Consider the following 15,313-nt stretch of genomic DNA (forward strand, 5'->3'; position numbering starts at 1 on the left):
TATTAGGGGGCTGTCTCAAAAGTTGATTCTTGATTGAACACGTAATACCTTAATATTTCGAACATTTTTAATAAGATTGACTATCACTTGTCTTGGAAGAAGTCATGTACAGTTATAAGGTACGGCAGAATCTGAATCTTGAATATGAAAATATAGATTGGAGGAACGCAATGAAATCGGCCAAACGTACACCTATGCGCAAAACGTTATGCATCACCTTCGCTATAACGCTTGCCGCATCAAGTTTCACAAGTGTTGTGCCAGGAATAAACACCGTCAGAGCGGAATCTGGCTTTACTGCGCCTCAGGCGGTTTTGGATCATTTAAACCAAAACGATTGGTCTAATTTGCAGCAAATATTATCAGGTATTAATGGTTCCATCACTTCTCCACTTAAAATCAGCGATGTGGATAAAGGTAGCTACACAACGGGACAACTCATGGGGAACGGTGATATCGGCGTCATTGCCGCCGGTGTTTCCACGACCTCCCAGCAGTTTTATTTTGGCAAAAACGATTTTTGGGGCACGCTTCATGCGCAAGGCAGCTCTGTGAAAGATAATCAAGGTATTTTATCGGGCGGCGGGCTGGATATTTGGCCTACGAAGGCGGCGGGCAGCAGCGCGTCGGCGGTCTTTAATATGACGCAGGACATTTTGAATGCTCAGGTCGTTACGAAGATGCAGTTGAAAAACAATGAGGGCTACGACGCGACGATCGAAATGAGATCGTGGACGGCCGATACCGACAATGTATTCGTAACCGAAGTCGAGAATAAAGGGGGCGGCGCCGTAACTCTGAACACCAAGCAATGGGTTCCGAAAATGGCCTATGCCAATGCAAGCGCGACGGATTTAACGGATGCGAATTCAACCTATCCGTATACGGGAGGCATTGATTCGAAAGGCGATAATCCTGTTCTTTGGACGACAAGAGATTCCAATGCGGGCGCAAGCGGAAATACTTCAAACTTTAGAAGCCGTACGGCAACCGCAACGACTGTGGTTGGCGCGCAGCTCGTCAATACCCGCGAGAAAATCGAAGCGAATGACTATTACGACAGCAATAAAGGCAAATATTATGACTCGCTTGGTGAGTCCGGAGATTTTACCGTAGAAGCGGGTTCAACCGTATACTTGGTTACTTATTTCGCAAGCAGCAGCGGCGCGTACGACTCGATCAAGAGCGTATCCGCCATTCAAGCGGACGCCGTAAACAGCATTTCAGCGTACACTTCCACGAGCGCAATCAACCAGCTCAAAAATGAACATCTAGACTGGTGGAAAAATTACTGGCTTAAAAGTTATGCGCAATTCAACGATCCGGATCTAAATAAGTACTACTATGGTTCGCTTTACATTCTTGGCAGCTCCAATAGACCGACTAGCGGGAATGGCAAGGTGAACAAGCAAAACCTTCCGGCCTCGATGTACGGCGAATGGGTTCCCGCAGACAATGTGGGTTGGGGCGGCAGGTATTTCTTGAACTACAACCAACAAGCTCATTACTATGCTTCAGGCTCGGTTAACCGGATTGAAACGGCGATTCCGTACAACCGGGTTATCGCCTATGATCTCCCTTGGCAAATAAACAATGCGGCGGCACAAGGCTTTGACGGCGCAGCACATGTGAGAACGCTTTCGCCGTTTCATCTGATGGCCAGTTCCCAGCCGGCGCTAAACGCGAAATCGTCCACCAAAACGTACGGCTTCAACGCGAGTTCTACGGATCAGAAGTCGAACGGTATGTTTGCGGCTGTACCTATGATTTTCTACTATGAGTACACGCTGGACGATAATTATTTGAAAACGGTGCTTTATCCGTATTTGAAACAACTGCTAACCTTCTATAGCTCCTATGTATTGAAACAGGATGACGGCAACGGCCAATACCACTATTCCGTCATTGGTTCGTCGATTCATGAAGGAGACGCAGCGGACATTAACCCGGATTTGGACATTGGCGCTATTAAATTTTTGTCCAACTTTCTGATTCAGCATGGCCCGTCCATGAAGGAGGATCAAGCCAATATTAACCGTTGGCAGGATCTGATGGATCACACGGCGTTCCCGGAAGCCATGCTGCCGAAAGGTATTTTTAACGCTGACAATAACAGCAACTTTGTGCCTACGCTGATCGCTACCGACTATCAATCGCCGAATCAGGCACACGTCGACATGATTGAACCGGGTGACCAACCGGTTGAGCTGGAGGGCGTTGTCTTCCCGTTTGAAAATTTGCAAAAGCTGGACGGCGACAAAGAGCTTCTGCAGAAGGTTTTGAACACGCTTGAGTACATGAATGGATGGGCAGCGGCCGGATTTGCCGGCTGGAGCAGCCAAAACAACGGGTTCCCTAAGGTATACCCGATTGCAGCAAGAGCCGGTTGGCCGGCGGCGGATTTGCTGGTCAAATTTAAGACCGCTCTCAATGCCAAAGTTAGAAACAGCAACCTCACTTACTACGGAAGCGGCGGTGCTGTTGAAACGATAGCGTCGATGGAAGCTTTGAATTCCATGGTCATGCAGAGCAGCACCACGCCTAATGTGCCAAGCACGATACGGGTTTTCCCGAATTGGGATATGGCAAGGTCCGTTAGTTATGAAAGGCTGGGTGCGATGGGGAATGTAGAAGTATCCAGCGCCTACGATGCAGCGACGCAAACGATCCCTTATGTTGATTTGAACAGCAAACGGAATGGCAAAATTGCGCTTGTCAATCCATGGACAACAGGAAAGCCCGTCGTCCAACAGGTTAATTCAAATCTAACGCTGGGCGCTGCGGTGAATTATACCATTGAAGGTGGAAAAATCATTTTCGAAGCGCAAAAAGGGTCCAGATATATGGTGATGGTCGATACGTCGGATACGACTAGCCATGTATCGGATATGTCCTTGGATAAATATTCCGCTACGCTTATTTATAACGGAACTAACGGAACCGATACTGGAACGGTAACGGCAACCTTATACGGCAATCCAAGTGACACCGTAACCTGGACATCTTCGGATCCTGGCATTGTCGCAGTGGTTGGCAGCGGAAACGCGGCAACCATCAAAGCGGTTGGCACAGGCGCGAATAAGGTTGCGAACGTAACCGTAACGGCACGAAGCGCACAAGACGGAGGGGTAGCACAAACCCTCAAGGTCAAAGTTGCCGACGTAACCACCGTACCGGCAAGTTTAGTTATGGTCAATCCAATCACGGCTACGATTTACGGGCCTGCGAATACGAGTTCCTCGACAGGCAAGGTTACCGGTAACAACAGACTGCAGCTGACGACTTCCCTCAGTCCGAGCAATGCCTATGACAAGAGAATCATGTGGACAACAAGCAATCCGAACGTTGCGATGGTGGATAAGAACGGTTTAGTCATCGCGCGCGGAGCGGGTACGGTCAAGATTACCGGTACGAGTATGGCGAATCCAAGCTTGCCTCCGGTAACGTGTACCGTGACTGTGACGGGGGCCGGCACCGATTACAGCGGAGATTCGACGCTGGGTGCCGTGTTGACAGCTGCCAAATCCATTTCGGCTTATGCAGGCGACAAAACAGCCAGCGGCGGGTTTAAGCAAGTATCGGCCAGTCCGAATTGGGAAGGCAGGCAGGAAGATTTCCAGAAAGCTCATATCAACGCATTAGGCGTAAAAGCTAAATATTCAGGGTATTCTACGACGAACATTAGCAAAGATACGGCGTTGTTTGCGGCAATCGCCCTGAATGAAGCCATTCGATCCATTGATCCGAGCAAAGCGGTAGTGATCGGCCAGACTGTTGACAAAGCTGCGCTTGCCACAGCAATCGGCAGCGCCTCGAAGCTCACGGCGGAACGTTTTAGCAAGCCGGAGGATTGGGCAAGTCTGCAAGCTGCGCTGCAAGCTGCTCAGAATGTTAATAATAATGTAAACGCAACGCAAACAGAAATCGACAACGTTCTTGCTCTCCTGCAAACAGCGATGAACAAAGCTATTCCGGTATCGGCATCGGGAGGCAGCGTACCGAGCGTGAACGTAACCGCCGGGTCCGCGACGATTTACGGCAGCCGTTTTGTTCAGCTGCAGGCTTCCGGCAGCCGGACTTGGTCGGTTTCCCAGCCAGACGATACGGCAACTACGGATGCGTTCGTCGATCCGAGCGGGGTCTTGTATGCGACGAGTGAAGGGACTTACAAAGTGACAGCACAGGCCGGTGCAGGTATCGCGGACTTCATCCTGGTTACTTTTAGCAATATGTCTCCTATCACGAACATGTCGGCCAATAACAATGGAAATGGAAGCGTCTTTGGTTCGACGAGCGGCGGATCTTACCCGCCGACAAACGTATTTGACGGCAATCCGAGTTCGTTCTTTGACCACAGTGTAGCTGTTCCTTATGTTGGTTGGGATTTCGGAGCTCCGCAAGCGGTGAACGTGCTTCGTTTCCTGCCAAGAGCGGGGACTAACGCAGCCAGGATATACCAAGCCAAATTCCAAGGGTCCAATGAATCGGCAAGCAGTGGATATGTCGATTTGGTAACGATCACAGATAATCCAAGCACGGCTAATTCTTCATCTTGGTACGTCAAAGTGCTGAATAATACGACGGCCTACCGGTACTACCGATGGTTAGGAACGAATGGATCACATGGGAATGTAGCCGAAATCCAGTTGTTCATGAATGTCGATAAAACGGCGCTCGGCAGAGAAGTGGATGCCGTGGAATCCCTTGAAGCAGAGAACTTTACCAAAGTTTCATGGGATGCTCTGCAGGCGGTATTGTTTAACGCGATCAGCGTGAACGATAATCCTTATGCCGGACAGGATGAAATTGATGCGGCAGCCATAGCTTTGCAGGCGGCAATGGACGGTCTGCAGCAAGTCAATGACAGCGCATTGGCGGTCGCTAGCGGCATCACGTCGATTCCGGCGCCAGATCAGAACGCAGCAAGTCTGACGCTTCCATCCGTTCCGGCAGGCTATACGTTAGCCATTAAGAGCTCGGATCGTCCGGATGTCATTCAGACAGACGGAACGTTGATTCCGCCAAGCGCGGAAACGACAGTCCATCTTGTGCTGGAAGTTACGCGCACCTCCGACGGCTTGAAGGCAGTTACCGCAAGCATCGCTGTAGTCGTTCCGGCTCGAACAGAACATACGGCCCGTGCGACTTTAACAGGAACTACGACGGTAACGGCCGGAGCTTCGTTCGACCTGAATTATGGGTTGGTTAATGTAGCAGCAGGCAGCGCATTGGCGCAAGATTTGACGTTCACCTACGATCCGGAGAAATTGACATTCAGCGGTGCGGAATCGTTGAAGCCGGGATTCACAATCGTGGATAAAAAGGAAACGCCGGGGCGGGTCCGGATCCTTGCTGTCACGATCGGCGCAGAGGCGGCGGCTGACGGCGAACTGCTGAAGCTGCGCTGGAACGCCAAAGCGCTCACGGAATCGTCGGCTGCGACAATCGCCGTTGCCCATGCGGTGATCGCGAACGGTGAAGGTTTGGAAAAGCAAGTGGAAGGCGTTTCGCATAGCGTAACGATCACTTATGTGGACAAAGCGGCGCTCAATGTTCTTATCGCCGAGGCGCAGCAAGCGCATGACGGTGCGGTAGAAGGCACGCTATCCGGTCAATATCCGGCTGGTTCGAAAGCAGTTCTGCAGACGGCGATTAACAGCGCGGGAGCAGTTGCTCATAATACAGCGGCAACCCAACTGGAAGTGCAGCAGGCCGCAGCTGACTTAAGCACAGCGCTGCAGTCATTCAGGGCTTCTGTCATAACCGGAACCCCGGGAGACTTTAACAATGACGGCAAAGTCAGTATCGGCGATCTGGCGATTGTTGCGAAAAACTACGGCAAGTCGTCCGCTGATCCGGATTGGAGCGTATACCAGTTTGCCGATCTCAACCATGACGGCGTGATTGACATTGTTGACCTTGCGATTATGGCCAGAATGATTTTTAACCTGTAAGCTAAAAACGATTTGATTTGCTTGGTGTGAGAGGAGCACATTATGTTCTCCTCTCTTTTCCATTGAATCTGAAGCAGCGTTTTTCAGTTTCCATGTCCCGCAGGAAGATAGTGGGAACTACAGGGCGCTATTTCGTCCAAAAAAGCCAATTATGCGAGGGGGAGGGAACTAGTGTTCGCTATTTCGCCATTAGGAGCAGATACATAGGTCATTGTGGTGAAATATGACCCTGTAGTTCCTCTCGAGTGGCCGAAATTTCGCTTTTCGCCGAAATAAGGTAACGTAGTTCCCTCAATTAGCGAATCTCAAGCCGCAAGCCGCTCCCAAGCCAACTTTCTAGTTGCAGGTAAGCGTTAAGCGGGGTGTTCCTTCGCGAAAACAAAAAGAGGAAGGCATCGCTGCCCTCCTCCTAAGTTCTTCAGTTGGATGAAAGAATTTTACTAGCTATGAACGCAAGATCGAAAATGTCTATCTTACCATCGTTGTTCATATCCGCTATCCGATACTGATTCCAGTTCGGATCGGCGGAAGTTTTACCGTAGCAGCTCGCTACAATCGCCAAATCTCCGATCGTAATTTTCCCGTCTCCGTTCAAATCTCCCGGTGCCGGTGCGATGACGGAAGCCGTGAATGCTTGCAGCGCCGCTTGCAACGCAGCTACAGACTGATCAACTTGCTGCTGCGCAGCATTTTGATTGCCGGAAACGGCTTGAGCGCTGTTGATGGCAGCGAGAAGGAGCGCCTTCGTTCCTATTGGATATTGGCCGATATGGGTGCCTTCAACTGCCGCATGATAAACGCTTTGTGCATTTCCAATTAAAGCATCCAATGCCGCCTTATCTACATTTGTCAAAATGGTGATAGGGTGGTAAGCACCCGTTACCGATGTTTCCAACCCATTCCCGTTCGAGATGAGTATCTTAGACACAGTTATTGCTGCGCTCGTACTTGCCGATTTCGCTCTCCAGTGGAGAAGAAGCAGGTCACCGCTTGTGTCCACAGCCATTTCAGGGCCTAAACTTGCAGCAATGAACCGGATTTCGCCTGCTTTTTCACTTTGACCCACAAGCTGGAATCCAGCCTTAACAGATGCTGCTGAGACAAATTCCACCTGATTCGGATCATACGTGAATGTGAAATCCTGCGCATAAACACGGCTTGTGACATTCGCCAATCCATAAGTCAGATCGAACGAACCACCGGCAATTACGCTGCCGGAACCTGTTAATGTCGCAATAACGGTTTTGGCTGCAGTAATTGCAACAGGAATGCTAATCGTACTTGCTTTAGTACCGTCTGATGTTCTGGTGACTTCCAACACCAGCGTTACGGTCGTGTCGGCGTTCGGGGGAATAATTGTTCCATCCAGGGAAATGATGTCCGGCCTGTCCGAGCTCTTGATGGTGATGGTATAACCGTCAGGAACAGAAGGGAGCGCTAGCTTGACGGCATGTTGATCCGGCGCCTCAATAAACGTAATTCCTGCTGCGATGTCAGCAGGCGTCTGCTGTTCTATGCTTACTTTAACCGTATAATTTTTCCATGAGCCGTCTCCCGCATCCACCGTAAAAACGATCGGCGAGGAGAAGTCATTGACGGTATTGTCGCTATCCTGAATCTTGGACCCTACGCGAACTCTTTCCCCGGTAGTGGAGAACGAGGCTGTCAGCTTGGTCACATCCGTTCCCTTAGGCACGGTCAACACGATATCATTGTTAGCTTTGATGATGCCGGTTACTGGTAGGCTTAGAGTCTGGAAGCTGAATGAAGTCAGATCCTTTTGGCTCAAATCGTAAATGGGCGCGCCGAACAGCTGCAGATCGTCGAAATTCATATAGCCTGCGCTGGACTTATCCAGCCTGAACCTGAGCAGAAAGTTCCGGTTGTTATCCGCTCTAGAATCATTAATTGAAAAAGCGAATGGAATGTTGTTGTAAGAGTCGGTCAGCGTCGTATTGCTGCTGTCGCGAACGAGCGTATTCGCTACATTCCAGGTTGCTCCTCCGTCCACCGACCATTCGGTATAAAGCTTATACCCTGTGCTGGTGTTCTGATCCTGAGTTCTGGCGAAGAAACTGCCGGAAATGTTGGCATAGTTCGTTGTGTCCACATTGGCCGTAATACTCGATCCGAAATTGCTATCTTTCAAAAGCCTGATGGCCGCCGGCATCGATTGCGTATGCTGCGAGTTTCCGTCTTTGATAAAGACTTGCGCTTGAGAAACTAAGGTGCCGTTGTTGTAGAACCCTTTGTACCAAGTAAAAGGTTCGAAATCCGATGCGGCTTGCGGCAGCGGAGCGATAACATCAAATAAATTTTTGTTATAAGCGCTGTCCTCCTTGAGCTTGGCTTCTACAAACGGATCTTGTCGATAATCGTTGAAGCCAACGGCATACATCGTAAATGGCAAATTGGAGCTGGACTTTACGACTTTTACCGTATAGTTTCTTGTCTGGCCGCCAGGCGATACGACGGTATATACGACCGGATTTGTAAAATCATTCGGCGTAACACCGTTCACTTGTGTGACTGAGCCGACCTTCACGCTAGCGCCGGTGATCGTAAAGCTTGCAACCAAACCGGTCAAAACGGTATCTTTCGGAACGGTGACTAGGATCTCGTCATTGGTCTGAATGGCCCCTTGAACCGGTGTATACAATCCTTGAAAGCCAAAGGCAACGAACTCTTTGTGCGGACCGAACGGTTCGATGCCGGGCGATACAAGATTAGCGCGATTGGTGTTTGGCTGGTCTGGCGTCAACGCTTTTTCCATAATGTCGGCCGTGCTGCGCAATGCATCGGTACCGAACACGACGGCGGCTTCCCGTAAATATTTGGCGAATGGACTTTCATCGTCCTGCGGAAGCGTCTCCAGATAAGGCCACTTGCTAAAGTCCACAATGTACGGTGCGATAAAATCGTATGCTTTCTTGATATTGCCGCTGGAATTCCATACGTCGACGCCAATTTTATCTCCCAAAATCGCCAACATGGAGAACGGCATCAAATCAAACAAGAAATAATGGAACGGACGCGTTCTTCTCAATTCCGCCGGCATCGTGCCGTTGGAAGTGATTTGATAGGCAATGCGCGGAATGGTTGTGTTCTGTAAGTAAGCTTGCGCTTCCGCCTTTTTTCCCAAATAGAGCAAATAATCGACATATTGGATATCGTACCAGGCACCATGATTATTAAGCGAGTTTTTCTCGTCTTGCGCGAGTTGGTTGGTTGCAAGCCAATTCGTATACCGGAACAGCCAATTTTTGAAGCTTTGCGTATCACCAGCCGTCCAGCTCGGGGAATTCGAAATCAGTTCAATAGCATCAATAATTTCAAGCAGTTTATCGGATTCCAGAACGCCTTCCTTGCGGCCGTCCTCGGCTCCGGGAACACCTTGGGCGTAGTTCATGTTTGGATTCATGCTAGTAGCCGGATCGATGAACCACGTTTTGATCAGCAGGGCAGCTCGCGCAGCGTAATTTGGATCATTGGTAAAATAATAAGCGAGCGCAAGCGTAGAAACCGCATCGCGAAGATCGATGAAATTTTGCTTATCGTATTTATTCGTATATCCCTCGGGATTAAATTGGCCGTCTCGGTTAATATACGGCAGCCCGGTCGGCGAGGTTGGGTCCGGCCACCAGTACGGGCCGACACTCCAGTAGTCGTGTTTATTGCCGCTAGGAGCCAAACCGGTCTTATTCATGACGGAATAAGGGCCTTTGGTTAAAGCCAGATCCGCATCGCTGCGCAATTTATTAACGGCATCGGTATAATCCGTATTTCCTGGCGCGGAAAGCTTATTTTTAACGGTAATCATTTGATTGGTGTTATATAAAAGAGTATTCGGATAAAGGGCAACACCCGGCACGACAGAAACAAATACAGACTTGCTCAAACTGTTATCGCTTGCTGCGTTTTGGAGGGCAAAGGTATACGACTGTCCGTTAGTTAAGCCGGTAAATGTCGTGGAATTCGTCCCCACGGCTACCGTCATCTTTCTGCTGCTGTCGTTCACGTCAGTGACAACGGTCGCCACGGCATCCAAAAATTTAGGGTCCTGCGGCGTGTTCTCCCACGTTACTACGGCCGACTTGTCACCACCGGTTGCAAAAACGGAAGGGACAGGAGCGGGTTCGGTGGGGCCGGTCGGAACAAGATACAATTCAAGCTCGCTTAACTGAAAATTCGGCGTAGCGTTGGAGAAACTGAACGATACTTTTGCATATCGCCCTGTTACAGAAGGAAACGTCACGGTTTCTGTCTTGGTGCTCGTTCCTTTATTGACTACGGCGGCATCGTAGGCGGTTGTCCAAGTCGAGGTGTTGTTCGAATACTCGATTTTGACATTTTTTACGCCATTGCTTAAAGGCAGTTGAAAGACAGCTTTATTGTACGTTTTTGCTGTCCCCAAATCGACGATGAACCAAGCTCCGTTCGGACTCTTGGCAACGTCGCGGTCGGTTGAGTTCGGCTGCCATACGGTCGAACTGCTGCCGTCGATGGCCATGGCTGCGGTATTCGATACTCCTTGAGAGCTGAATCCCACTCCCGTTCCGCCGGCAATCGTCGCGCCAAGCACCAAATTTGCGGAATCCGCTTTGACGAGTGGGGTTACCCATCCTGCGGGAGCCAGCAGGGTGATGCAAAGAGTGAGGACGAGCAGGCCGCTCATTTTGCTTGTAAAACGATGTAACAGACCCATATTCTACCCTCCAGTTAGTTGCTGATTTGTACCTTGATGCAGCGCATATGTAAGCGCTTTCTATTCGATTATAACCTAAACTCCTTTTGGCGTCTTTGTATTAATTTTTGATTTTTTTGATGTTTTTTTGGGTATTAGCAAAAATGTGGACGACCTGCTCCTAATCCATGGTAAAATTGAGCTGTTTTAGAAGTTCAGGCACCGATAAGGAGAGAATTAAATGAGGGTTGCTCCCAAACAATTTGATGTGAATAATTTACGGTATACGATTAGGTCTGCCGTAGAAAAAGATGCGAAACAGCTGTCTGAAGTCCGATTGCAAATCGACGGGGAAACAGAAAATTTCGACCGGGAAAAAGGCGAAGCATTCATGGATGAATCTGGTTTTAAACAGCTGATTAAAGAGGATACTGAAGCTAGTAATAACCTATTTTTGGTTGCTGAAGAGAATGATAAAATCGTAGGTTTTCTAAGAGGCGCAGGAAACAAATTGAAAAGAACGTCTCATAAAGTGGAATTTGGCATTGGTATCTTACAAGCCTATTGGGGATTTGGCATAGGAAAAAACCTCTTAAAAGAATTTATTCATTGGGCGGATTCCAATGGAATCAAAAAAATCTCGCTGCATGTGCTCGAAACGAATGAAAAAGCGATAAAGCTTTATCAAAACCATGGTTTTGAAGTAGAGGGCGTTCTAAAAAAAGACAAACTTCTATCGGATGGAAACTACTATAGTACCATAGTTATGGGAAGGTTGAATGGGTAAAAGCAAACGGCTCTGCCCGCAGTTCCTGCGTCAGAGCCGTTTCTTCATGCTTCTTTCAAGTATTTCATAATCTTCTCCAGCAGCCTGCTCCACTCCACAGGCTTCGTATCGAAATCATCGCAGCCTGCTTCGAAAGCCTGTTCCCGGTCCGACGCCATCGCGTGGGCGGTTAGCGCAATAATAGGGATTTCTTTCGTCTCCGGCGATGCTTTCAGCTCCCGGATGGCGCTCCAGCCGTCCAATACGGGAAGGCTCATATCCATCAAAATCAAATTCGGCGATTCGGTCCTGGCCAAGTCGACGCCTTGCTGTCCATCCTCGGCCATGATGACCTCATACCCTTTGCGCAGTAAACGGCGGGATAACATGTCCCGGTTCATTTCGTTATCTTCTACCAAAAGAATCTTATACATGATTAGTTTCCCCATTGTTATCTCAGATCATCTGTTCATCCTTAGCGTCAGTCATCAGCCTGCGGATCTCAAGCAATAAGGCATCCCGTTTAAAGCTGCCTTTTTGAATAATATTTTTGACATAGCCGTTAAGGCGCATGCGGTCTTCCGAGGTAATATCTTTTGCTGTCACGACCACGATTGGAATTTGCCGCCAATCTTCGTTTTTTCGCAGTTCCGTGACGAATTCGAAGCCATCCATCTTTGGCATCATTAAATCAAGCAGGATCAGTTGGGGGAGCGATTGCGACATGGATTGCAAGGCGGCACGGCCATTTGCCGCTTTAGCCACTATGTAGCCCTCTTTTTCCAACATCTGAGTCATCATTTGACTTGTCGTCACATCATCTTCAATGACTAATACAACGTTGGATTGTCGCTCCGGAATGTGTTTATCCAATATCGGAATTAATTTCTCCCGATGAATCGGTTTGATCAAAAACTCGGAGGCACCGAGGGCATAACCCAAATTTTTATCATCGGTCATGGTCATCATGATGACAGGGATACCGGCTAATTCAGGGTCATTCTTAAGCGTGGTCAGCACGGACCAACCATCCATTCCCGGCATGAGCACATCTAGGGAGATCAAGGAGGGATGCAGTTCTTTGGCCAATCGAATTCCTTCTTGACCGGTTTGGGCCAGCGCTACTGTACATCCTTCTTTATGAAGAAACCGCTGCATCAACTTCAGCATGCTCGGGTCATCATCAATGACGAGCACAGTGCGGTTACCCTCCAGCGTCTGATCGCGGTCATCCGTTAGCGGATCTTGCACAGTATCCCCTTCAAGGATGGGCAGCCAGACAGTAAAGGTTGTACCTTGACTATAGACGCTATCAACTGTAATGCTGCCGCCCATCACATGGCACAGCTTCTGGCTGATCGCCAGCCCCAGCCCTGTACCACCATATTTCCTCGTTGTTGATGAGTCTGCTTGTTTGAAAGCCTCGAATACATGCTCGATTTGCTCAGGGGTCATACCGATGCCTGTGTCTTGAATACGGAAGGCGATGCCAGGACGTTCATTCTCCGTTTCATGCCGGACATTGAGCCGTATCGTTCCGTTCCTTGTGAATTTGCCGGCATTGCTCAGTAAATTAAACAGCACTTGACGCAATTTGGTGATGTCCGTTTTCATCTCGCCTTCAGGGAAAGCCGATTCCAGGCGGTTGCCATTCATCTCGATAAGCGGAGTGACGGTGGTTAATACTTCTTTCAAAAGTATCGGTATGTCGCAAACTTCCAGGTACAAGTCTATTTTACCGGCTTCGATTTTGGACAGATCCAGTATGTCGTTAATAAGCGTCAGCAAATGTTTGCCAGCATGATGAATTTTGCCCAGATCATCTGCAAAAACTTGTTCGCCTAAATCCTCAGCATCTTCTTTGAGCATTTCGCTGTACCCGATGATGGCGTTGAGGGGCGTGCGCAATTCATGGCTCATATTGGCCAGAAACTGGCTTTTGATTTGATTGGCTTCAACGGCTTCATCGCGCGCTTTGGATAGCTCGGCCGTGCGTTCCTTCACCAATTCTTCCAGTTGGTCGTTTAATTGTCGCAGCTCTTGATTGACATAATAGATTTCCCGGGTTTTCTCCTCGGCAATCTGCTCTGCAGCTTTGCGGGCTTTCCTTTCCCGTTCCAACTGTCTTCGCAGAACATCGAGTTCCTGCGGCTCTTGCATCTATTTCACTTCCGCTTCCGTTAAAATAAATCGAGCTGCCGTACCTTCGTCTAAATTCTCACGCACCATGTTAATGTTTTCGCCGTAATATTGAATACATCCGTTGATAAGTCCTTCCGCCAAATCGGCAAAAGGCCGTGAAGAGCGATAGGACATGATGAGCGTTCCCGGAACGGGCGTTTCATACTCAAAAGCGGGCAGTTCTGCGCCTGGATACAACTTCCGGACTTCAACGTGGATATAACTGTCTACCTTTTGCAGGAAACTGAAGACCGAACTGTTTTCCTGGATGAATTGAGGATGAAGTTCGATCAGTTGGGTGAACAAATATTCACCGAAGGTGCGCACCAAGTCGGCAACTGGGATGTTGGTCCGTTGGCTGAGCTGAACGACAAGCTGAATCATTTCATGGTGTCCATATGTACCGACTGACGTATAACTGCCGCCTGACGGCAAATCGGAATTCTCAATAATCTGATCGACGATATGCAGGGAAAATTTATTCTCAACCATTTCCAAAAAAGAAGTAAACACCATGCCTTTCATCCTAACACCGTCCATTTCAAGTTTGAATTGCTGTTCCTTTGCCAAATCCCCATGAAGGCGTCAACGACTTTCGGGTCAAAATGAATGCCGCGCTGCTTCCGTATTTCTTCCAATGCTTCTTCCTCTGACCATGCCGGCTTATAGGGACGCTCGTGCGTTAGCGCATCGTAGAAATCCGCAATCGCCACAATGCGTCCAGCCAGCGGAATGTCTTCCCCGCTTAAACCGTTCGGATAGCCTGTGCCATCCCATTTCTCATGGTGTGACAAGGCAATCGTTCCAGCCAATTGCAGGACGCGAAAGAGGCTGCCCTCCAGGATGCTTGCCCCGATTGTCGTATGGGTTTTCATATGATCGAACTCATCAGGTGTGAATCTTCCAGGCTTGAGCAAAATGTCATCGGGGATACCGATTTTCCCTAAATCATGCAGCGGCGTAGCACGTTCTATAAGATCTACTTCGTGCTTCGGCAATCCTAATGCTTCGGCGATCTCTTTGGCCATCTTGCCTACGCGCTGGGTGTGCTGTCCGGTCTGATCATCGCGAAATTCGGAAGCGCGCCCTAGCAATTGCAAAATCTCCAGCTTAGCCTGTTCCAATTCGGACGTCCGCTCCCGGACCCGCTGCTCCAGCCGATAGTTCTGATCTTGAAGCTGAAGGTAGTAGAAACGTGTTTTGAGCAAATTATTTATGCGCAGGACGACTTCCGTTTTATCCAAAGGCTTGGTGAGAAAATCATGTGCGCCCAGGTGCAAGGCCTCCTTCTTGGCCTCTTGCGTGACATCTGCCGTAAGGACGAGAATGGGGAGGTAATTGACATCTTGAACAAGCTCTTTCAACCGTTTCAAAGCAGCGAACCCATCCATTTCCGGCATATGCAGATCCAATAAAATAATATCGGGCTTGACCTCCTCAAAGAGGTCCTCTAGACGTTTGGGCTCCGTCGTACAATGCAAATGGTTAAAACCCGCCCGGCGTAAGATACGTTCCAGCAAGCTAATATTGTATTCCTGATCATCGATAATCAGAAATTGTGCGTTTTGCATCCAAGTCTCATCCATTGTTGTACCTCATTCCACACTATCAAACTTATAGGTACAATAGTAACATAATATGTAAGTTTTCGGCTATCCGCTTTTGTCGAATTTTGTAAAATAAAAAGCTTGACTTCGAAGCTGATTTATTAGGTTATACAGAAAATGG

Annotated in this window: 7 protein-coding genes; 2 read left to right on the plus strand and 5 right to left on the minus strand. The window is 48.8% G+C overall.

What is annotated here, in order from left to right:
• The first annotated feature begins 170 nt into the window (after positions 1-170).
• On the plus strand, positions 171-5,954 hold the full coding sequence (locus GC097_RS31245; RefSeq protein WP_171687168.1) for a glycosyl hydrolase family 95 catalytic domain-containing protein: 5,784 nt from the start codon (positions 171-173) through the stop codon (positions 5,952-5,954).
• A 418-nt stretch (positions 5,955-6,372) separates the two neighbouring features.
• Here the strand turns inward: GC097_RS31245 and GC097_RS31250 are convergent, their stop codons facing one another.
• A complete protein-coding gene (locus tag GC097_RS31250; protein WP_171687169.1) occupies positions 6,373-10,659 on the minus strand; it encodes an alginate lyase family protein in 4,287 nt (1,428 codons plus the stop codon).
• A 220-nt stretch (positions 10,660-10,879) separates the two neighbouring features.
• Here GC097_RS31250 and GC097_RS31255 point away from each other — a divergent pair, with 220 nt between their 5' ends.
• On the plus strand, positions 10,880-11,425 hold the full coding sequence (locus GC097_RS31255; protein WP_171687170.1) for a GNAT family N-acetyltransferase: 546 nt from the start codon (positions 10,880-10,882) through the stop codon (positions 11,423-11,425).
• 44 nt (positions 11,426-11,469) lie between these two features.
• Here GC097_RS31255 and GC097_RS31260 read toward each other — a convergent pair whose 3' ends face one another.
• The 4 genes from GC097_RS31260 to GC097_RS31275 are packed head-to-tail and all read right to left on the minus strand — an operon-like array spanning position 11,470 to position 15,171.
• The gene (locus tag GC097_RS31260) at positions 11,470-11,838 is read right to left on the minus strand and encodes a response regulator (RefSeq protein ID WP_171687171.1); all 369 of its coding nucleotides are present in this window, start codon (positions 11,836-11,838) and stop codon (positions 11,470-11,472) included.
• 22 nt (positions 11,839-11,860) lie between these two features.
• Positions 11,861-13,564, minus strand: a complete 1,704-nt coding sequence (locus tag GC097_RS31265; RefSeq protein WP_171687172.1) for an ATP-binding response regulator — start codon at positions 13,562-13,564, stop codon at positions 11,861-11,863.
• Positions 13,565-14,125 (minus strand): heme NO-binding domain-containing protein, encoded by a 561-nt coding sequence (locus GC097_RS31270; protein WP_312875754.1) that lies wholly within the window; start codon positions 14,123-14,125, stop codon positions 13,565-13,567. It abuts the gene before it with no gap.
• Positions 14,107-15,171: an HD-GYP domain-containing protein gene (locus tag GC097_RS31275; RefSeq protein ID WP_171687174.1), complete on the minus strand. Its 1,065-nt coding sequence runs from the start codon at positions 15,169-15,171 to the stop codon at positions 14,107-14,109. The genes GC097_RS31270 and GC097_RS31275 overlap by 19 nt, the downstream gene beginning before the upstream one ends.
• Positions 15,172-15,313: the final 142 nt, after the last annotated feature.

Source organism: Paenibacillus planticolens (assembly GCF_013141725.1).
In the GTDB taxonomy this organism is placed as follows: Bacteria; Bacillota; Bacilli; order Paenibacillales; family NBRC-103111; genus Paenibacillus_E; species Paenibacillus_E planticolens.

Coding starts and splice junctions, on each gene's coding strand:
- GC097_RS31245 (WP_171687168.1), top strand. CDS start 171: ATGAAATCGGCCAAACGTACACCTATGCGCAAAACGTTATGCATCACC.
- GC097_RS31250 (WP_171687169.1), bottom strand. CDS start 10,659: ATGGGTCTGTTACATCGTTTTACAAGCAAAATGAGCGGCCTGCTCGTC.
- GC097_RS31255 (WP_171687170.1), top strand. CDS start 10,880: ATGAGGGTTGCTCCCAAACAATTTGATGTGAATAATTTACGGTATACG.
- GC097_RS31260 (WP_171687171.1), bottom strand. CDS start 11,838: ATGTATAAGATTCTTTTGGTAGAAGATAACGAAATGAACCGGGACATG.
- GC097_RS31265 (WP_171687172.1), bottom strand. CDS start 13,564: ATGCAAGAGCCGCAGGAACTCGATGTTCTGCGAAGACAGTTGGAACGG.
- GC097_RS31270 (WP_312875754.1), bottom strand. CDS start 14,125: ATGGACGGTGTTAGGATGAAAGGCATGGTGTTTACTTCTTTTTTGGAA.
- GC097_RS31275 (WP_171687174.1), bottom strand. CDS start 15,171: ATGGATGAGACTTGGATGCAAAACGCACAATTTCTGATTATCGATGAT.